General features: G+C 71.6%; 18 protein-coding genes and 2 pseudogenes. 12 read left to right on the plus strand and 8 right to left on the minus strand.

Features of this window, described 5'->3' with window-relative positions; translation table 11 throughout:
- Positions 1 to 134 precede the first annotated feature (134 nt).
- The 4 genes and pseudogenes from QJS31_RS07955 to QJS31_RS07970 all read left to right on the plus strand — a co-directional run.
- Complete coding sequence (locus tag QJS31_RS07955; protein WP_306356325.1) at positions 135 to 509, plus strand: hypothetical protein; 375 nt, start codon at positions 135 to 137, stop codon at positions 507 to 509.
- A gap of 126 nt (positions 510 to 635) precedes the next feature.
- Positions 636 to 1,154: an NUDIX domain-containing protein gene (locus QJS31_RS07960; protein WP_282785228.1), complete on the plus strand. Its 519-nt coding sequence runs from the start codon at positions 636 to 638 to the stop codon at positions 1,152 to 1,154.
- On the plus strand, positions 1,129 to 1,788 hold the full coding sequence (locus QJS31_RS07965) for a UdgX family uracil-DNA binding protein (protein ID WP_282785231.1): 660 nt from the start codon (positions 1,129 to 1,131) through the stop codon (positions 1,786 to 1,788). Before QJS31_RS07960 ends, QJS31_RS07965 begins: the two co-directional genes overlap by 26 nt.
- A 174-nt stretch (positions 1,789 to 1,962) precedes the next feature.
- Positions 1,963 to 2,409 (plus strand): annotated as a pseudogene (locus tag QJS31_RS07970) (response regulator transcription factor); the annotation flags it as partial.
- On the opposite strand, the pseudogene QJS31_RS07975 reads toward QJS31_RS07970, so the two are convergent.
- From QJS31_RS07975 to QJS31_RS07985, 3 genes and pseudogenes are all read right to left on the minus strand, one after another.
- A pseudogene (locus QJS31_RS07975) lies at positions 2,380 to 2,580 on the minus strand (hypothetical protein); the annotation flags it as partial. The pseudogenes QJS31_RS07970 and QJS31_RS07975 sit on opposite strands and share 30 nt — an antisense overlap.
- A 130-nt stretch (positions 2,581 to 2,710) precedes the next feature.
- Positions 2,711 to 3,601 (minus strand): ketopantoate reductase family protein, encoded by an 891-nt coding sequence (locus QJS31_RS07980; RefSeq protein ID WP_306356326.1) that lies wholly within the window; start codon positions 3,599 to 3,601, stop codon positions 2,711 to 2,713.
- A 57-nt stretch (positions 3,602 to 3,658) separates the two neighbouring features.
- On the minus strand, positions 3,659 to 4,414 hold the full coding sequence (locus tag QJS31_RS07985) for a glutamine amidotransferase (RefSeq protein WP_306356327.1): 756 nt from the start codon (positions 4,412 to 4,414) through the stop codon (positions 3,659 to 3,661).
- Between the two features lie 86 nt (positions 4,415 to 4,500).
- Here QJS31_RS07985 and QJS31_RS07990 point away from each other — a divergent pair, with 86 nt between their 5' ends.
- The 4 genes from QJS31_RS07990 (at position 4,501) to QJS31_RS08005 (ending at position 7,642) form a co-directional block, all read left to right on the plus strand.
- Positions 4,501 to 5,301 carry a DUF1460 domain-containing protein gene (locus QJS31_RS07990; RefSeq protein ID WP_306356328.1) on the plus strand — a complete coding sequence of 267 codons (801 nt, stop codon included), beginning with the start codon at positions 4,501 to 4,503 and terminating at the stop codon, positions 5,299 to 5,301.
- A 131-nt stretch (positions 5,302 to 5,432) separates the two neighbouring features.
- Positions 5,433 to 5,594: a hypothetical protein gene (locus tag QJS31_RS07995; protein ID WP_306356329.1), complete on the plus strand. Its 162-nt coding sequence runs from the start codon at positions 5,433 to 5,435 to the stop codon at positions 5,592 to 5,594.
- 370 nt (positions 5,595 to 5,964) lie between these two features.
- Positions 5,965 to 7,365, plus strand: a complete 1,401-nt coding sequence (locus QJS31_RS08000; protein ID WP_306356330.1) for a S1 family peptidase — start codon at positions 5,965 to 5,967, stop codon at positions 7,363 to 7,365.
- 91 nt (positions 7,366 to 7,456) lie between these two features.
- Complete coding sequence (locus QJS31_RS08005) at positions 7,457 to 7,642, plus strand: hypothetical protein (RefSeq protein WP_306356331.1); 186 nt, start codon at positions 7,457 to 7,459, stop codon at positions 7,640 to 7,642.
- Between the two features lie 137 nt (positions 7,643 to 7,779).
- Here the strand turns inward: QJS31_RS08005 and QJS31_RS08010 are convergent, their stop codons facing one another.
- Complete coding sequence (locus QJS31_RS08010; protein ID WP_282786048.1) at positions 7,780 to 9,126, minus strand: DUF2254 domain-containing protein; 1,347 nt, start codon at positions 9,124 to 9,126, stop codon at positions 7,780 to 7,782.
- 107 nt (positions 9,127 to 9,233) lie between these two features.
- On the opposite strand from QJS31_RS08010, the gene QJS31_RS08015 reads away from it, so the two are divergent.
- From QJS31_RS08015 to QJS31_RS08025, 3 genes are read left to right on the plus strand one after another with little or no spacing between them, the layout of a single operon-like run.
- Positions 9,234 to 9,965: a phosphatase PAP2 family protein gene (locus QJS31_RS08015; RefSeq protein WP_282786047.1), complete on the plus strand. Its 732-nt coding sequence runs from the start codon at positions 9,234 to 9,236 to the stop codon at positions 9,963 to 9,965.
- A 56-nt stretch (positions 9,966 to 10,021) separates the two neighbouring features.
- Positions 10,022 to 12,142 carry a TRAP transporter fused permease subunit gene (locus QJS31_RS08020; RefSeq protein WP_306356332.1) on the plus strand — a complete coding sequence of 707 codons (2,121 nt, stop codon included), beginning with the start codon at positions 10,022 to 10,024 and terminating at the stop codon, positions 12,140 to 12,142.
- The gene (locus QJS31_RS08025) at positions 12,139 to 13,128 is read left to right on the plus strand and encodes a TAXI family TRAP transporter solute-binding subunit (RefSeq protein ID WP_306356333.1); all 990 of its coding nucleotides are present in this window, start codon (positions 12,139 to 12,141) and stop codon (positions 13,126 to 13,128) included. The genes QJS31_RS08020 and QJS31_RS08025 overlap by 4 nt, the downstream gene beginning before the upstream one ends.
- 4 nt (positions 13,129 to 13,132) lie before the next feature.
- Here the strand turns inward: QJS31_RS08025 and QJS31_RS08030 are convergent, their stop codons facing one another.
- The 3 genes from QJS31_RS08030 to QJS31_RS08040 all read right to left on the minus strand — a co-directional run bounded on the left by QJS31_RS08030 (position 13,133) and on the right by QJS31_RS08040 (position 15,366).
- Complete coding sequence (locus QJS31_RS08030; RefSeq protein ID WP_306356334.1) at positions 13,133 to 14,080, minus strand: DMT family transporter; 948 nt, start codon at positions 14,078 to 14,080, stop codon at positions 13,133 to 13,135.
- Between the two features lie 202 nt (positions 14,081 to 14,282).
- The gene (locus QJS31_RS08035; RefSeq protein WP_282779565.1) at positions 14,283 to 14,714 is read right to left on the minus strand and encodes a nitroreductase family deazaflavin-dependent oxidoreductase; all 432 of its coding nucleotides are present in this window, start codon (positions 14,712 to 14,714) and stop codon (positions 14,283 to 14,285) included.
- Between the two features lie 10 nt (positions 14,715 to 14,724).
- Entirely contained in the window at positions 14,725 to 15,366 is a 642-nt protein-coding gene (locus tag QJS31_RS08040; RefSeq protein WP_372341686.1) for a TIGR03086 family metal-binding protein, read from the minus strand.
- 45 nt (positions 15,367 to 15,411) lie between these two features.
- On the opposite strand from QJS31_RS08040, the gene QJS31_RS08045 reads away from it, so the two are divergent.
- Entirely contained in the window at positions 15,412 to 15,849 is a 438-nt protein-coding gene (locus QJS31_RS08045; RefSeq protein WP_282779562.1) for a MarR family winged helix-turn-helix transcriptional regulator, read from the plus strand.
- A 200-nt stretch (positions 15,850 to 16,049) separates the two neighbouring features.
- On the opposite strand, the gene QJS31_RS08050 is transcribed toward QJS31_RS08045, so the two are convergent.
- Positions 16,050 to 17,216, minus strand: coding sequence for a polyprenyl synthetase family protein (locus tag QJS31_RS08050; RefSeq protein WP_282779561.1), 1,167 nt, complete (start codon positions 17,214 to 17,216; stop codon positions 16,050 to 16,052).
- Between the last annotated feature and the right edge of the window lie 79 nt (positions 17,217 to 17,295).

The raw sequence follows: 17,295 nt of genomic DNA on the forward strand, positions 1-17,295 counted from the left end.
CGACCTGCTCACGCTAGGCGACCGGTGGGCCGTCCGTGCGTCGATTCACGCCGCGGGTCGGAGTAGTTCTACGCAACGCGCCGAGGTAGTTCCGCCGAGCCGGGCGCGGTGCGGTGCGGCCTACGCTGCGACGCATGCCCACCGCACCGCCCCCAGGAACCGCGCCCGTCGGGAAGGAGGCGCTCGTCGGGGCCCTCGCCGCCGTGGCGGCCGCACCCGTGGCCGCGGCGATCGTGGCGGTCCTGTACCGCTTCCCGATTCCGCTGACCGGCTATGCCGATGGGTTCGGCGGTGCGATTCCCGCGGCGCTGGGCAGCCTGTTCTACCTGGTGCTGGGCGGCGCGCCGGTGCTGGGCCTGTCGGGCGCGGTGGGCGGCGTCGCCGCCGCCCGGCTCGCCGGACCCGATATCCGGCGGGCGCGCCGCCTCACCCTGCTCCTCGCGGGTACGATCGCGCTGTTCGGTGCCATCGCGCTGGCGAGCCTCGAACTCTTCATCGGCGCTTGGTGATACGCGGGCCCTCGGTGAATGCGACAGTGCGAAAGTTTTTCGGTGGTCCGCCGGATCGGCGGAGATGCGCCGGATTCGACGCGGACCCCACCCGGGGGAGCCGTCGTACCGGTAGCGTTGCAGGTGATGTCGGTCGAGGATGTCCGGCGAGACGAGATGTGGTGTGCTGTGTGGAGTTTCGAGGTGTCGCCCAAGTTGTCCATCGGTGCGTCGGTTATGAGCGAACTGCTGGACCGGGCCGTGTCCGACGGTGTGGCGCTGCGGCTCGGCGTCGTCATCGAGCACAACGGAGCGGTGCTGCTACTGGAGCACGACGAGCATGTCGCGGGCCGCAGCCCGCTGAACCTACCCGGGACCACCGTGCGACCGGGGGAGCCGCTCGCGCTCGCCGTGGCCCGCGCGGTATTCGAGGAGACCGGTCTGACGGTTGTCGATGTGGTCCGCCACCTGGGCAGCTTCGACTACCTGTCCAATGCCGGGACACCGGTGCGCCGGGAGCACTTCGCGGTCGAGGTGGCGAATATCGGGCCCGTCCGGTTGACCAACTACGTCGACCACCACTGGGTCCGGCTGGACGGCGACCTGCCCGTCACCCCGTCGATTCGCCGCATCCTCGCGAATTACCGATCCCACTCGGAAGCGTGAGACGGCCCGCCGCGGCTATACCTCGACCGTGACCGCGGCGGAATTCGTACCCGAACATGCCGACCTCGCGACCCTGCGCCGTGCCGCCCGCGACTGCCGGGGCTGCGAGCTGTACCACGACGCCACCCAGACGGTGTTCGGCGAGGGCCCGCCGGACGCGCGGGTGGTCATGATCGGCGAGCAGCCGGGCGACCGCGAGGATCTGGACGGGCATCCGTTCGTCGGCCCGTCCGGGCGGCTGCTGGACCGGGCGCTCGAGGAAGCCGGTCTGGACCGCGAGACGGTGTACCTCACCAATGCCGTCAAACACTTCAAGTTCACCGAACGCGGCAAGCGGCGCATCCATCAGCGCCCCGGCCGCACCGAGATCATGGCCTGCGCACCCTGGCTCACCGCCGAACTCGACGATATCCGCCCCGAGCTGGTGGTCTGGCTCGGGGCGGTGGCGGCCCAGGCGGTGCTGGGCTCGGACTTCCGGGTCACCCGGATGCGCGGGCACGTGGTGGCGGCGGACGACTACCGGGCCGTCGCCACGGTGCACCCCTCCGCGGTGCTGCGCGATCCGGATCGGGAGCGGGCGTACCGGGGATTCCTCGCGGACCTGCGGGTGGTCGCCCGGGAACTGCGGCCCTGAGAACTGCGGTCCTGAGAACTGCGGCCCTGAGAACCGCGGCCCGGACCCGGAGGTCGGCCGACGGTCGCGGCGCCGCGCGTGCGGTGTCGCAGGTGTGCGGCGTTTCCATCGGCGGCTCGCGGGTATCCGCAGCTGCGTGGGGCGGGATGCGCGGTAGGGGAGTGAGGTGCGGCGATGGTGACGGTGTTCCTGGTCGACGATCACGAGGTCGTACGCCTCGGAATTCGCGAACTCATCGAGGACACCGACGATCTCACCGTGGTCGGCGAGGCCGCGACCTGTGCCGAGGCCCGGCGCCGGGTGCCGCCGCTGCGGCCGGATGTGGCCGTGCTGGATGTGCGCCTGCCCGACGGCAGCGGGGTGCGGCTGTGCCGCGATCTGCTGGCCGCCGCGCCGCATATCCGCTGCCTCATGCTGACCTCGTTCGTGGACGAGGAGTCCATGGTGGGGGCCGTGCTCGCCGGGGCCAGTGGGTTCCTGGTCAAGGACATTCGCGGGCCGGAGCTGGTCGCGGCCGTGCGCGCGGTCGCCGCGGGACGGTCGCTGCTGGACGACCGCGCCACCGCCGTGCTCATGGGGAAGCTGCGCGAACAGCGCCGCCCCGCAGCTCAACACCAGCCCCCGGCCCTGCGGGTCGGTGGCGCGCAGCTGTCTGCTCCGGTCGGCGAACAGTTCGAGGGTCCCGCCGTCGAACCGCCATCGCCACGGCTGCGAATTGTGTACCGACGGTGCGCGCACCGCCAGATCCAGTGCGGCTGCCACCGTGTCCGGATTCGGCCGTTCAGCCAGCATCTATCGGTTTCCGCCCTTCCGTCCGCGTCGTATGGTGTCGAACCCGAGTGTGTTCGTCGGGGCGCGGTTCGACACCGAGCCGAAGATCCCGAGCATCCGGGACCTGCGGCTCGGGCCGGGCGGCGGATGCTCAGCTCAGGGCTCGGACCAGGCGGGTCGCGATGGGCACCGGAATGTCGTGGCGGGCGGCGGCGCGCAGCAGCGCACCGCCGATGGCGTCGAGTTCGAGCGGCCGCCCGGCCTCGGCGTCCCGCTGCATGGAGGATTTCGCCTGTGCGGGGAAGGTTTCGTAGCGGGCCAGTGCCGCGGCGGGGTCGGACGGCCCGCCGCAGGCCGCGCTGACCGCCGCCGTCTCCGCCACCAGGGCGGCCAGTTCGTCGCGATGCCGAGTGCGGATCTCGCCGATCGGCTCCGCGTAGTGGGTGGTCATGAGCGCCAGCGGTGCCAGGAACAGCAGTTTCGCCCACAGCGCCGCCGCCTCGTCGGCCAGTACCCGGGTGCTCACCCCGGCGGCGGTGAGCGCCCGGGCCAGGGCGTCGAGCCGATCGCGCGGTGCCGACGCACCGGTCAGGTCGATCTCGGTGAACGGGCTGCCGTGCTGGACGACTCCCGGTGCGGTGCGGGTGGATTCGACGCGGATGACGGCGGGGGCGACCCGGTCGGCGCCGTAGCGGGCGCGCAGCAGCGCCGGATGCTCCACGCCGTTGAGCAGCGGGATCAGCAGGCCGTCGCCGAGCGCCGACGGCGCGATGCGGTCCAGGGCGGTGTCGAGGGCGGTGTGCTTGACGGTCACCAGGCAGGCGTCCACCGGTTCCCGAAGCTCGGTATCCGCCTCGACCGCGGCCGTGAAATCACCGAATTGCCCACTGCGAACCTGGATTCCGTCGGTGCGCAGGGTCTTCGTGGTGTCCTCGGAGGCCAGGCAGACCACCCGGTGTCCGGCCCGCGCGAGCAGTGCGGCCAGCAGTCCACCCACCCCGCCGGGACCCAGGACGGCCACGGTCGATGCGTGCTCGGTCATGATGCGATGCGATCCTTTCGTCGGTCGGCCCCGCTTCCGGTGGCCGCCTCGCACCGATCATCGCATCGCGGGGCGGTCGTCGCCGCAGTAGCGGGTGATGAACCGGTGCAGGATCTCCATCGGCTCGGTCACCGTCTCCCGATGCCCGAGCTCGGTCAGGTAGTCGGCCTCCGTCGGATCGAAATACCCTGCGTGACGGTAGGTCTCGATGCGCACCGCGAGTCCGTTGCCGTCGAGTTCGGGATGGAACTGGGTGGCGTACACATTGCTGCCCACCCGGACCATCTGCACCGGGCAGCCGGCCGAACCGGCCAGCAGCACCGCGCCCGGGGGTACCTCCTGGCAGGCTTCCTTGTGACCCACGAAGGCCCGGAATTCCGGCGCGATGGTGCTCAGCAGCGGATCCTCGCGGGCGGCGGCGGTGAGCACGATGGTCTGCGCCCCGGGCGGTTCGCCGTACCGTTCCTCGCTCACCTTGCCGCCGAGCACGTCGGCCAGCATGCTCAGCCCGTAGCAGGCGCCCAGGTACGGGAAGTCGCGGCGGGCGATCTCGGCGACGAGCAGCCGCAGCGGGGGTTCGAAGAGACGCTGGTAGTCGTACTTCAGATCCCAGGGCTTGCTCACATTGCTGGGGCCGCCGCCCACGATGACCGCGGAGAAGTCGTCGAGATCGAGTTCGGGGAAGTGCTGGTCCATCTGGATGCGCACCATCCGATCCGCGTCCAGCCGGGCGGCGCGCAGGATGGCCTGGTATTCGTCGTCGGCGGCCGATCGCTCGGGCCGTAGCTGCAACAGCAGGCAGGGCTTGGGCATGACTTCAGATTGTGACGGCAGTACCGGGTTCGCCGGGCCAGGACTACGGTGGATGTCGCTTGTGTACCGAATCCGCTGGAGGCGTCTTGCGCAACATCGCTCGTGTCCTGCTCCTGCTGCTGACCCTGGTGTGCGGTGCCGCATTCGTCCCGACGGTGGCGACGGCCGCTCCGGCCCTCGACGACACCACCTCCGGAAAGCTAGACGACCTGCTGCGGGTGCGGGCGGACGCGGGCGAGCGGAGCACCGGCGATATGCTGGAACTGCTGTCCCGCGAGTTCCTGGGCACCCCGTACCGGGCGAATATGCTCATCGGGTCCGCGGACCGGCCCGAAGAGTTGGTGATCGACTTCCGGGCGCTGGACTGCTTCACCTACCTCGACTACGTGACGGCGCTGAGCCGCTCCGTCGACCGGAATCAGTTCGTGGACAATCTGATCCGGACCCGCTACACCGACGGACAGGTGGATTTCGCGCACCGCAAACACTTCTTCACCGACTGGGCGCACACCGAGCGCATCGCCGCCACGGACATCACCGCCTCGGTGAGCCCGGCGGCGGTCACGGTGGACAAGCACTTGAACGCCAAAGCCGATGGCGGGACCTATCTTCCGGGCCTGCCGGTGGTCGCCCGCGCCATCACCTACATTCCCCGCGACGCGGTGGACGACACCGTGATCGCCGGGCTGCGCACCGGCGACTACATCGGCGCGTACGCCGACGCGGCGGGACTCGACGTCACCCATGTCGGCTTCTTCGTCATGACGCCGTCCGGCCCGGTCTTCCGCAACGCCTCCTCGCTGCCGGAGCACGACGAGGTGATCGACTCGCCCTTCCTCGACTACGTCCGCACCACCCCGGGGATCGTGGTGCTGCGTCCGGTGTGACGCGAGGCGGTTCCGTCCGCACGGCGTGCCCGGTTATCCACGCATCGTGGGCGGCGACACCGAGCCTTGAGGTCGGACACCGAATCCCCTCGCGGCGGGGCACTCTCGATCGCGTCGGCCCGCGCCTGGTCATGACCGGCGGGTCAGTTCTCGGCGTCGGTGCGTTGTGCGTGATCGCGCTGGCACCGGAGCCGCCGTTGTTCTTCATCGGCTGGATCGCCGCCGGAGTCGTGATGGGCGTGGTGTCGTATTCACCGGCGTTCGCGGCCCTGAACCGGTGGTGGGGTGAGTGACGGGTCGGAGCGCTGCTGACCGTCACGCTCGCCGCGGGCCTGGCGAGTACCGTGTTCGCCCCGCTCACCGCGGCCGTCACCGGCCTGCTCGGGCTGGTTTCCGGGGCGGGGGCGCTGGCGGCCATGGCGTCGGCGCCGTGGGCGGGTATCGCCCTGGCGGCGTGGACGGGCAGTTATGCCGACGCGTTCGTGGTGCTCGGCGGTGTCGCTGCTCGCCGTCGGTACCGCTGTCGCGGGCGCGTACGCGTTGGAGCGCGGTGTACGGAACAGCGCGCGGGCATCGTCGGCCACCGGGAACCGTGCGCCGCGGCGGTGACACGCGGGCTCGCGGTTGTGTCCCACATCACAAACGGACTCTACTGTTTGTCTCATGGGTCTATCGCGCTCGCAGTGCACTCGATCGACCGTCTGCTCGATTCCGCTGCGCCGCACGGCGATTGCCGTTGCCGCCGGGCTGGCGCTGACCGTTCCGGGGGGTGTGGCGCGGGCGGAACCCGCGCTGCCCGCGGGACTGGCCGACGCGGTCGGACGGGATCTGGGCCTGACGGCGGGAGAGTACCTGCGGCGCGCCGAACTCGGCCAGCGGGTGGCGCGCTTCGCGGCCGACGCGCGGCAGCGCTATCCGCGGGCGTTCGCCGGAGCCTGGCTGGACGGCGCGACCCCGGTCGCGGCGCTGACCGCCGACGCGGGGGCGGGCGAAGCCCGGCGGGCGGCGCGGGCCGCGGGGTTCGAGGTGCGGGCGGCCGAGCGCAGCGAGGTGGCGCTGGCGCGGGACAGGTCGGCCTTCGACGGTTGGCTGGCCGAACAGCCGGATGCGGTCACCGAGGCGGTGCACGGGGTGGGTATCGACGTGATCGGCAATCGGATCGTGGTGCGGGTGGAGCGGGCCGGGGTGGCGATGCCGCCGTTCGTCGCACCGGACAGTGTGGTGGTGCAGGCGCGGCCGGTGGCCGCACCGTTGGCGCCGACCGGCAGTGCGGGGCTCGGTTCCACCGGCCCGCTGCCCGAGACTGGACCCGCGCCCGGGGCCGAGAACTACTGGCGCAACACCCCGCGCACCCCGAGCGGCACCGTCGCCGCGGCCGATCCCTATGTGGCCGTGGCGGGTTCGACGGGGGCGCACTGCTCGTTCGGATTCCACGGCAGCGACGGTGGTGGCGATCCGGTGAACATCACCGCCGGACACTGCGATCCGGCACCCGCCGCCGCCGGAACCGATGCCGCGGCGGTGGTGTACGAGTGGATTCCCGACCGTCCCTACGGTGAACCGCTGGGCCGCTTCCACCGTTCGGTCTTCGGGGGCAGCGACTACGCGGTGGTGGCCGTCGCCGACGCCGCGCGGGATCGCTTCGCCAGCAACGAGGTCCGCGTGCCCGGCGATGAGTCGCTGCGCATCGACGGTGTCGCCACGCCGGTGGTGGGCGCGCCCGTCTGCAAGTCGGGGGCGACCACCGGCTTCACCTGCGGTGTGGTGCGCGAGGTCGATGTCACCAGCCGGGTGAGCGATCAGTACCGGCGCACGCCCGCGGTGGAGTTGACCGGACTGTTCCGCACCAATGCCTGTGCCCTGCCCGGGGACAGCGGTGGCCCGGTGCTCACCGGTACCAAGGCGCTCGGCATCTCCAGCAATGTGCCGTCGGTGAATCTGGCGCTGTGCCCGGTGCGCGAGCCGATCTCCGCCGGTTCCATCGACTTCGGCCCCGGCCTGATCGCCCAACCCGTCACCGCCGTCTTGGCGGAGCACCCGGGCCTGACCCTGCGTACGGGGTGAGCCGCGGTGATCCGCTGTGACCCGGTGCGGCCGCCCGGCTTCCGGGCGGCCGTGGCCTGGCCGCCGCGCTCCGGGCGGCTATGGTCGAGCCATGGGTGTCATGGGCGAACTCTTCCCCGGCAAGAAGCTGACCGATGAGAGCACCGAGGACAGCGGCGGCCAGACCCACCGGCCGCGCGTGGACCTCGACCTGGACGCCGGGGTGATCCGCGTGTCACCCGGCACGCGGGCCGCCGCGGACGAGCCCTCCGCCGCCGCGGACGACACCTCCGGCTGAGTCCGGCCGACGCGGTGGCGCGGGAACCCCGTGCCTCGCCGAACACCGTGCTCGCGGGTGGGCCACACTGCGGCGAGACGCGAGCCGTTTGCGCGCCTCGTGTCGTATGGTGTCGCGCCCCGGCAGGCCACGCTGCCTCACGTCGTCGAGTCTGATGCCGGTTCCCCGGGGCCGGACGCGGCGGTGGCGAAGGGGGCGGGACCGCCGAGGCCCTGCCAGTCGGCCTGGGCGGCGACCGCGCGGTCCAGGGCGGTGCCGAAGGCCGCGGTGTCCGCGTCGACGGCGGCCAGGCGTTCGAGGACGGGCGGGGTGCGTTCGAGTGGGCAGGCGCGCAGCAGATCCGCGTACAGGGCGCGCAGGCGGCGGACCACCTGGAGGGAGTCGCGGCCGTAGTAGCGGATCTCATCGACGGCGAGGGACAGGTAGTCCGACCACTCGGAGGTGCGGTGGGTCAGTCGGACCCGGCCGTCGCGATCCCGGATGCGGGTGACGCCGAGTTCGCGGCCGGACAGGTCGAGCAGCAGGGCGCCGATGTGATCGAGCGCCTGCACCGCCGTGGTCGGGTCGTTGACGGCCGGGGACAGCGCCTTGATCGCGATATCGACCATGACTCGCAGTGCGAAGGCCGGGTCGGCGTCCACCACCCGTTCGACGCCGACCACCACATGCCGTCGCAGCGTGCGCTCGGGCACCGCGGTCGCACCGTGGATCTCGAACAGCGCCGCACCGGGCAGTACGAAGTCCCCGACGGCGGGCACCACCACGATGCGGCAGTCGGCGCGCCGCGCGAGTTCGGCGATGTCGTCGTCGTCGAAGCCGAGCAGGACGCCCGCCCGGCCGGTGTGCCGGAGTACCCGATCCGGCGGCCCGTCCGCGGCGTCGTCGGTATCGGTCTCGCTCCCATACGGATTCGGGTGCACGGCCGCGGCCGTCCGGGCTCCGGCGCGTGCCACCCAGCCCAGCGCCTTGACCAGGCGCAGGAAATTGACCACCCGGGTGAGCAGCGCGAAGAACAGGGCCACGCTGGTGAGGGCGAGCCCGACGGCCACCACCGAGGAGAGCACCGGCTCGTAGTCCTCCAGGCGCGCGGCCAGCCGCACCGAGACCAGCAGGGTGTACACGAAGGTGGCCATGAAGGTGCCCAGGGCTGCGCCGAGCACCCAGTCCTGGGTGAGCCGGGGTGCGAAGCGCGCCGACATGGTCCCGGTGCCGAACTGGATGACCAGCAACAGGACCGAGAACACGAAGCCGGTGAAGGCGATGGTGCCCGACGCCACGGCCGCGAGCACGGTCGCCATGACGGCCGCGTCGAACTTCCACGCGAACTCACCCGGGGGCAGCTCGGCCAGTACGTCGGCCAGCACCCGGTCCAGATACGGCACCAGCCAGGACAGCAGCACCGCCGCGCCGACGATGAGGGCCGGGAGCAGCCACACCCGGCGCTGCCGATACACCCAGCGAACCTCGTTGAACCAGGAAAACACTCACATCACCGCCGTTCACTCCACGCCTGGGCTGCTCGGATGGCTCGACCCTACCGGTGTTCGAACCTCTCAGCCGCTCTCAGCTAATTCGTGGCATTGTCGATGGCGTGCCGTCCTCATCGCCGTCGCAGCAGGTGTCCACCCCGTCCATCCGGCCCCGGCCCGCCGGCCAGCGCCGGACTTACCTGGGCATCGCCGTGATGCTGTTGCTGGGTGCGGTGTTCAGTGGGCTCACCGCGGTGGTGATGCGGGCGGCCGGGCCGACGGATGTCGATATCGCCCTGCGTGACTGGGCGGTCGGCTTTCGGTCCGACGGTATGACGCTGGCCGCCCGGGTTGTCACGACCTGCGGTGACACCCTCACCATGGCGCTGTTGGCCACGGCCGTATGCCTGGGATTCGCGTGGCGGCGGCGGTGGGAGTCCGCGGCGCTGGTCGGCATCGCCGCCCTGGGCGCGGCGGTGCTGGTGGCGGTCGGCAAACGGCTCGTCGGCCGCGAGCGCCCGCCGCTGGACGGGCGGCTGGCCACCGAGCACAGCCTGTCGTATCCCTCGGGGCACAGCCTCGGTTCGTTCGTGGTGATCGGCGTGGTGGTGGTGGCCCTGCTGCCGCATCTGCGCGGCCGGGCCCGCCCGGCACTGGTCGCGCTGGCGCTGGTACTGGTACCGGCCATCGGGCTGTCCCGGGTGTACCTCGGTGTGCACTGGCCCACCGACGTGCTCGCGGGCTGGATCCTCGGCGCGCTCTGGCTCGTCCTGTGCCGCACCGCCGGTGTCGGACGCGGGGTGGGCGCGCGGCTGGCGCGGCTGGATCGGCGTCCACCGCCCGACCCCCGCTAGTTCCGCCGTCCTCGAAACCGGCCGCGCGGCATGGTTGGCGCTGATATCTTCTCGCCATGTCGGCCACGAAAGATCTTGCGACACCGGCCGAATTGGGTGTCGACGATGAGGAGCGGCCCGCCCGGACCCTGTCCGGGTGGCCGGAGCGCCTCGTGGCCCTCAGCGGATTCGCCGTCGCGATTCTGGTGCTGTGGCAGGTGTTTCGGCCGCTGCCGCAGGGCAGCCAGTACTATCTGGTGGTCTTCCTCGCGGTCACCCTGCCGCTGGTCTTCCTGAGCTACCGCTCCGGGTGGCGACACCTGGACGGGGGCACCGGTTGGGTCGATCGGGCGTACGGGCCCGCACCCTGGGACTGGCTGCTGGCCGCGCTGGCCCTGCTGGTGTGCCTGTATCCGGTCCTGCCGCTGACCATCGGATCCGGTGGCGGCGGATACGACGCCTTCCTCGACCGGCAAGGGCTGCTCGATCCCGTCGATATCGCCATGGGCGCGCTGGTGCTGCTGCTCGTGGCGGAGGCGTGCCGCCGCACCACGGGTTGGGTGCTGCCGCTGGTGTGCGCGCTGTTCCTGGCCTACGGCTACTACGGCGGACTGCTGCCGCAGCACTGGTCGGTGGCGCACGCCGGACTCGACTTCGACCAGATCGTGGACGCGCTCTACAACTCCGGCAGCGGGTTCTACGGCACCCCGCTGGATGTGGCGGCCAGCTATATCGCGCTGTTCACCATCTACGGTGCGGTGCTCGAATTCTCCGGTGCGGCACGATTTTTCGTGGAACTCTCGGTGGCGGCGTTCCGGCGGTCGCGCACGGCGGCGGGTCGCACCGCGGTGACCTCCGGATTCCTGCTCGGCACGGTCTCCGGCTCGGGGACCGCGACCGCGGTGACCAATGGCGCTGTCACCTGGCCGATCCTGCGCAAGGCGGGCTACCGACCCGAACAGGCCGGTGGCATGCTGGCGGCGGCCGGTGTGGGCGCGATTCTCTCCCCGCCGACGCTGGGCGTCGCGGCCTTCATCGTGGCCGAGTACCTGGAGGTCTCGTACCTCACCGTACTGCTGTGGGCCACGATCCCGACCCTGCTCTACTACCTGGGCATTCTGCTGGCGGTCGAAATCGACGCGCGGCGGTTCCACCGCCAGGGCTCCGGCGACGGCGCACCCGTCGCCGACACCGGACCCTCGGCGTGGAAACTGCTGGCGCGCTTCGGCTATCACTTCCTGTCGCTCATCGCCATCGTGGTGCTGATGCTGCTGGGGTTCGCGGCGACCAAGGCGGTGGTGTACGCCACCGCGCTCGCCTTCCTGCTCGCCGTCGTCGACCGCGCGGTGCGGCAGGGGCCGACGGCGGCCACTCGACGAGAAATGCTGCGCGAGTTCGGATCCTGCTTCACCGCCCTGTCCGGTGGTATTCGCGCCGCCCTGCCCGTGGTGGCGGTGTGCGCCGCCGCCGGGATCATCACCGCCATGACCACCAAGACCGGGCTCGGCGCACAGCTGGCCGGTGTGCTGGTGCGGACGGCGGAGGCGATCTCCGACAATGCGACGGTCGTGCTGGCCTGCACCGTCGTTCTGGCCGCCGTGGCGCTGGCACTGCTCGGGCTGGCCATTCCGGTGACGGCCTCCTTCGTCATCGGCTGGGTGATCATCGCGCCCGCCCTGCTGTCGCTCGGCGTCTCCGGCCCCGCCACCGCCATGTTCGTCTTCTACTACTCGGTGCTGTCGGAGGTGACGCCGCCGACCGCGCTGGCCGCCGTCGGCGCGGCGGCGGTGACCGGGGCCAAACCGATCCCCACCATGTGGCAGACACTGCGCTACGCCCTGCCCGCCTTCCTGGTGCCGATGGTCTTCGTGCTCACCGGCACGGGGGAGCGGCTGCTCGGGCGCGGACCGCTGCCGGAGATCGCGGCCACCGCGCTGATGGTGGCGCTGGGGGTGGCCGCCCTCGCCATGGCCACCGGCGGCTGGGTGTTCGGTGTCGGCGCGGCCGGGCGGGCGGCACGCGTGCTGGCCGGGCTGGCGGGGCTGGCCCTGCTGTATCCGAGTCCGGTCACCCTTGCCGTCGGCGCGGCCCTGCTCGCCGCGGCGGCGCTGCTCACCCGGGTGCTGCGCCGGAATCCACCGTCCGTCAACGACATTCCCCCGGCGCGCGGCGCCGATCCGACAGGAGGCACACCATGAGAACAGTCGTGACGATCGCCGCGGTGGCGGCGATGTCGGCGGCCCTGCTGACCGGATGCGGTGGGCGGCAGGACACGCCGCGGGCCGACACCGGCGGCGAGATCACCTGCGAGGTGAACCGGGACACCCGCATCGGCATCGCCACCGGCAATGCCACCGGCGTGTACTTCGCCCTCGGAAACGCCTACGCGGAACAGATTTCCGCCGCCACCGACGGCACCGTCAAGGCCACCGCCGCCGAGACCGGCGCCTCGGTGCAGAACATCCAGCAGCTGGTGGCGGGCACCTACCAGGTCGCCTTCTCCCTCGCCGACACCGCCGCCGACGCCGTGCGCGGGACGGGCAGCTTCGAGGGGGCGCAGCCGGTGCGGGCGCTGTCGCGGATCTACACCAACTACACGCAGGTGATCGTGCGGGCCGATGCGAATATCGGTTCCGTGGCCGATCTGCGGGGCAAGCGGGTCTCCACGGGGTCGCCGAAATCGGGGACCGAGGTGATCGCGCAGCGGCTGCTCACCGCGGCCGGACTCGATCCGGACGCCGACGTCGCCGCGCAGCGGCTCGACCTGACCAAGACCGTGGACGGTATGAAGGACGGCTCCATCGACGCCATGTTCTGGTCCGGCGGACTGCCCACACCCGGGATCACCGACCTGTTCACCACCGCCCGCGACGAGGTGCGCTTCCTCGACATCACCGACCTGCTGGACGAGATGCGCGCGGTGAACCCGGTCTACGAGCAGGGCGTCATCCCCGCCGCCGCCTACGGTCTGCCCGCCGACGTCGAGACCATCGTGGTCCCCAACCTGCTGCTGGTGCGCGACGATATCGACGCCAACCTGGCCTGCGTGCTGACCACGGTGCTCTTCGACCGCAAAACCCAACTGGAGCAGGTGAATCCGGCCGCCAAGGGGATCGACCGCGCGGTCGCCGCCGAGACCGCCCCGGTGCCGCTGCACCGGGGCGCGGAGCAGGCGCTGCGGTAGGCGCTCACAGCCTGCGCGGCGTCACCGCCCGTCTCGACCCGCGGGTCGGCGCGGCCAGCACGACCAGGGCGAGGACGAGAACGGCCATCCCGCACCAGGACAGCACGGCCAGTCGTTCGCGCAGCACTACGACGCCCAGCACGGCCGCCACCGCCGGTTCGGCCAGGGTCAGGGTGGTGGCGTGCTGAGAGGTGTTGTGGCGCAACCCGTAACCGAACAGCCGGTAGGCCAGCACGGTGGTGCACAGCGCCAGGTACAGGGCGACCGCCGCGCCGCGCGGAGCCAGCATCCAGGCCGGGCCGGCGGCCAGCACCACCGGCAGCACCAGCAGCGCGCCGCCGCCGAACATCGCGCCCATGACCGCGCCGGCGGGGCGTCCGGCGGCGATGAGCCGCCCGCCGATCAGGGCGTAGCAGGCGTAGGCGATACCGCCGCCCACCGCCAGCAGCACACCGAGCGGATCGACCACCCCGCCGCCGGTGGTCGAACCCAGCACGAGCGCACCGCATCCCGCCACCGCCGCCGGTGTCGCCAGCATCCAGCGCCGATCGGGTCGGGTGCGGGTGAGGGTCCAGGCGAGCACTCCCGCGCAGACGGGAGCGCAGCCCAAGGCGATGACCGTGGCCACCGCGACCCCGGTGCGCTGCACGGCCGGATAGAACGTCAGCGGATATCCGGCCACCGCCACCGCGCCCAGGGCGAGCTGCCGCCATTCGCGGCGGGTGCGCGCCGGAACCCCGCGCGCGGTCGCGCAGAGCAGCAGGCCACCCAGCAGCAGGCCGGTCGATCCGGTCGCGGCGGCCGGGGTGCCCGAAGGGGCTTGGGTGGCAACGGTTCCCGTGGTTCCCCACAGCATCGCCGCGGTCAGGATGGCCAGCGCTCCGCCGACCCGGGATGAACGTGGATTGGTAGCCGTACGGCGCGCGGCCGTCGCGGCGGAATGATTCGGCACAGTCGTGAACTTCCGTCGAATTCCGATAGGAGCTGGATTCCGAACGGGCGCACGACAATACCGCCGCGCACGGCGGTACTACGGGAAGGAGGCCGTCAGGTGCGCCCGGTCACGCGACCGGGGGCGGGGTGACGGTGCGCCAGTATGTGCCCATGGCACCGATCATAACGGCCGCGGGGCGCGCTGCCCGCGGGCCGGACGTTCACCCGCGCGGGGTGAGTAGGACCAGGGGGATCTCCCGGCTGGTCTTGCGCTGATAGTCGGCATACCCCTGGAAGCTCGCGACCACGCGCGGCCACAGGGCGGCGCGTTCCGCCGCGTCGGCGACCCGGGCCGTCATCGGCCGTCGGGGGCCGGACTGCATCGACACCTCCACGTCGGGGTTGTCGCGCAGATTCAGGAACCAGGCGGGATGGGTGGGATCACCGCCGCGCGAGGCCACGACGACGATGGTGTCGCCGTCCACGACCGGCGCGGTCAGCATGACTCGACGCGGCTCGCCCGACTTGCGGCCGACGGTGGTGAGTTCGAGCGCGGGCATGCCCACGATGGTTCTGCCCAACCTCCCCCCGCTCACCTTCAGCAGTGCGCGATGCAGGGCGTTCTGGACCTTCAACTGAGCGTCGCTGGGCATGGGGCCGAATCTACTCGCCGTCGACCGACCGGGCAGGCTGTGCGGGCCAGTGGGGGGAGCGGCCGAGGAGGGCGACGATGCGGTCGAGGGTGGCCTCGCCCGTCCAGGGCAGTCGGGGTGCGAAGGCGGCGCCGGGGGTGGTGCGGGAGGCGTCGTCGGGGACGAATTCGGCGATCGGCAGCGCGGCGGCGAGCAGGTCGTCGTCGAAAGTCGTCGTCCGGCCGAGGGTTCGGTCGACATCCCAGGTGTGCACCACATAGTCGATGAAGTGGAAGGTGAGGGCCTGGATGCCCGGGAAGCGGAACTCCGTGGTGAATTCGGGCAGCGGGAACGCGCGCTCCAGGATGTCGTCGGCGGCGAAGGCGGCCAGCACATGATCGGCGGCGGCCCGGTAGTCGGCGACCGGGTCCAGGCCGAGCGGGCGGGGCTGCCAGTGGTCCGGATCGTCGTCGCCGCGGGCGGCGGCGGCGAAGCCGCGGTGCTGGGCGATCATATGGCTGAGCAGGTCACGCAGGGTCCAGTCCGCGCAGGGGGTGGGCTTGCTCAGATCCGCCGGGATGCAGTGCGATACGGCGGCGCTGCTGGCGCGGACGGCGCGGGCATTCAGGGCGACGAGATCGGCGGGGGCGACTATATTGGTAGGCATGTGCATATAATATGCGACAGCGTATTATCTGTCGAGCGGTATTTTCTTCGTATGCCGGAAGTGAAGCGCCCCGACCTCGCCGCCATGCTGGGACCCCTCGGTCGCGCCCTCGTACAGGCGGAGCTGCCCATCCTCGAGCGCAACGGCATCAGCATGTGGGGCTACGCCGTCCTGCTCGGCCTCGGTGAGGACCCCGTGTACACCCAGTCCGCCCTGGCCAAACGCATCAACGCCGACAAGACCCGCATCATCGCCGTGCTCGACGAACTCCAGCGGCGCGGTCTCATCACCCGCACCCCCGACCCGGCCGACCGCCGCGCCCGGCTGCTGTCCCTGACCCCGGAGGGGCGCACCCTCCGCGATCGCACCCAGCGGGAGATCCAGGCGCAGGAGGAGCACCTGCTGTCCCTCCTGACCCCCGCCGACCGCAAGGCATTCCTGCGCGCCCTCCAGCGCCTCAGCGACGCGGTGCGCGAGCAGCCGGACTGAGCGCGGGTGATCGCCCCCGGGAAACGCGCGTCCGGTCGGATCGGGAGATGCGCGCGGCGGGGCGCGGTGCCGTCGGGCGGGGCCATCCACCTCGAGTACGCGCCGCGGGAGCGGCGGTGGCCAAGTTGTGTGCGGTGCCGCCCGCGAGATCGCTACGCTCATCGCGCGGCGAGTGCGGTGAGCGGCACCGCGGATATCGGTCAGCGGTTGCGGTGGGCGACGAGTTGGGCCAGGGCGATGAGGTCTCCGGTGGCGAGATCCGGGGGCAGCGCCGCGAGCGCGGATCGCATGGCCGTGGCCGCGCGGTGCAGGGTGCGTTGCCGTCCGCCCGCCGCTTCGACGAGTTCGGCGGCGCGCGCGGCCTTCTCCGGGGTCATGGGGTGCGCGCTCCGGTAGATCCGCGCCAGTTCGCGGCCGGGGGCGGTGTCGGAGTTGAGCGCGCAGACGACCGGGTAGGACTGTTTTCGGTGCAGCAGATCGCTGTGCGCGGGCTTGCCGGTGATGGCTGGATCGCCCCAGATGTCCATGGCGTCGTCGACCAGTTGGAAGACCAGCCCCAGTTCCCGCCCGAAGGTGTGCATGGCCGAGACCGTGCGATGGTCGGCTCCGGCGCACAGCGCGCCCAGCGCGCAGGAACAGCCCAGCAGCGCACCGGTTTTGCCCGCCGCCATGGCGAGGTACTCGGAGACGCTCACGCTGGAGCGGGTTTCGAAGGCGCAGTCCTCGTACTGGCCCTGGCAGAGGGCGACGGTGGTGCGCGCCAGGCGGATGACGGCCTCGGCGGTCACCGCTTCGGGCACACCGTCGGAGAGCACCCCGAGGGCGAGGGCCTGCAAGGCGTCGCCGAGCAGGGTGGCATTGGTCTCGCCCCAGACGCGCCAGACGGTCGGGCGGCCGTGGCGGGTGTCGTCGGCGTCCATGACGTCGTCGTGGACCAGGGAGAAGTTGTGCAGTAGTTCGACGGCCGCGGCGGCGTGGACGGTCTGGTCGACGCCACCGCCGCAGGCCGCCGCGGCGGCGAAGGTGAGGGCGGGGCGAAATGCCTTGCCCTGTACGCCCGGAGCGGGCGCACCGGTGGTGTCGCACCAGCCGAAGTGATAGCCCGCCATGCGATCCAGCGGATCGGTCAGCGATGCCACGGCGGCCCGCAGCACCGGTTCGATGGCGTGGCGGGCGTCGGCCAGCTGTCTGCGGGCCGCTCGCTCACCGCTAGCCGGTTCGCGCACACTCGGCCCGTGCGGCGAGATCTCCACCGGGCGTAGGTGATCGGTGTCGGGGACGGTGACCGCCGCACGAGCGGGGGTCGCCGCGCGGGTGCCCTGCAGGCGCTGTCCCACCAGATGTTTGATCGAATTCGAGGCTCGCATAATCGGTCCCACTCGCTCGGACACGGCCTCCTCGGGCGCATTCGGCTGCACGCGGCGGCCATGCGTAGAAGAAGCCCAT

The sequence above is a fragment of the Nocardia sp. CC213A genome (genome assembly GCF_030766805.1).
GTDB classification, from domain to species: Bacteria; Actinomycetota; Actinomycetes; order Mycobacteriales; family Mycobacteriaceae; genus Nocardia; species Nocardia otitidiscaviarum.

Coding starts and splice junctions, on each gene's coding strand:
- QJS31_RS07995 (WP_306356329.1), top strand. CDS start 5,433: ATGACCGGCGGGTCAGTTCTCGGCGTCGGTGCGTTGTGCGTGATCGCG.
- QJS31_RS07985 (WP_306356327.1), bottom strand. CDS start 4,414: ATGCCCAAGCCCTGCCTGCTGTTGCAGCTACGGCCCGAGCGATCGGCC.
- QJS31_RS07980 (WP_306356326.1), bottom strand. CDS start 3,601: ATGACCGAGCACGCATCGACCGTGGCCGTCCTGGGTCCCGGCGGGGTG.
- QJS31_RS08040 (WP_372341686.1), bottom strand. CDS start 15,366: ATGCACATGCCTACCAATATAGTCGCCCCCGCCGATCTCGTCGCCCTG.
- QJS31_RS08000 (WP_306356330.1), top strand. CDS start 5,965: ATGGGTCTATCGCGCTCGCAGTGCACTCGATCGACCGTCTGCTCGATT.
- QJS31_RS08045 (WP_282779562.1), top strand. CDS start 15,412: ATGCCGGAAGTGAAGCGCCCCGACCTCGCCGCCATGCTGGGACCCCTC.
- QJS31_RS08050 (WP_282779561.1), bottom strand. CDS start 17,216: ATGCGAGCCTCGAATTCGATCAAACATCTGGTGGGACAGCGCCTGCAG.
- QJS31_RS08035 (WP_282779565.1), bottom strand. CDS start 14,714: ATGCCCAGCGACGCTCAGTTGAAGGTCCAGAACGCCCTGCATCGCGCA.
- QJS31_RS07960 (WP_282785228.1), top strand. CDS start 636: ATGTCGGTCGAGGATGTCCGGCGAGACGAGATGTGGTGTGCTGTGTGG.
- QJS31_RS08020 (WP_306356332.1), top strand. CDS start 10,022: ATGTCGGCCACGAAAGATCTTGCGACACCGGCCGAATTGGGTGTCGAC.
- QJS31_RS08005 (WP_306356331.1), top strand. CDS start 7,457: ATGGGTGTCATGGGCGAACTCTTCCCCGGCAAGAAGCTGACCGATGAG.
- QJS31_RS08025 (WP_306356333.1), top strand. CDS start 12,139: ATGAGAACAGTCGTGACGATCGCCGCGGTGGCGGCGATGTCGGCGGCC.
- QJS31_RS07955 (WP_306356325.1), top strand. CDS start 135: ATGCCCACCGCACCGCCCCCAGGAACCGCGCCCGTCGGGAAGGAGGCG.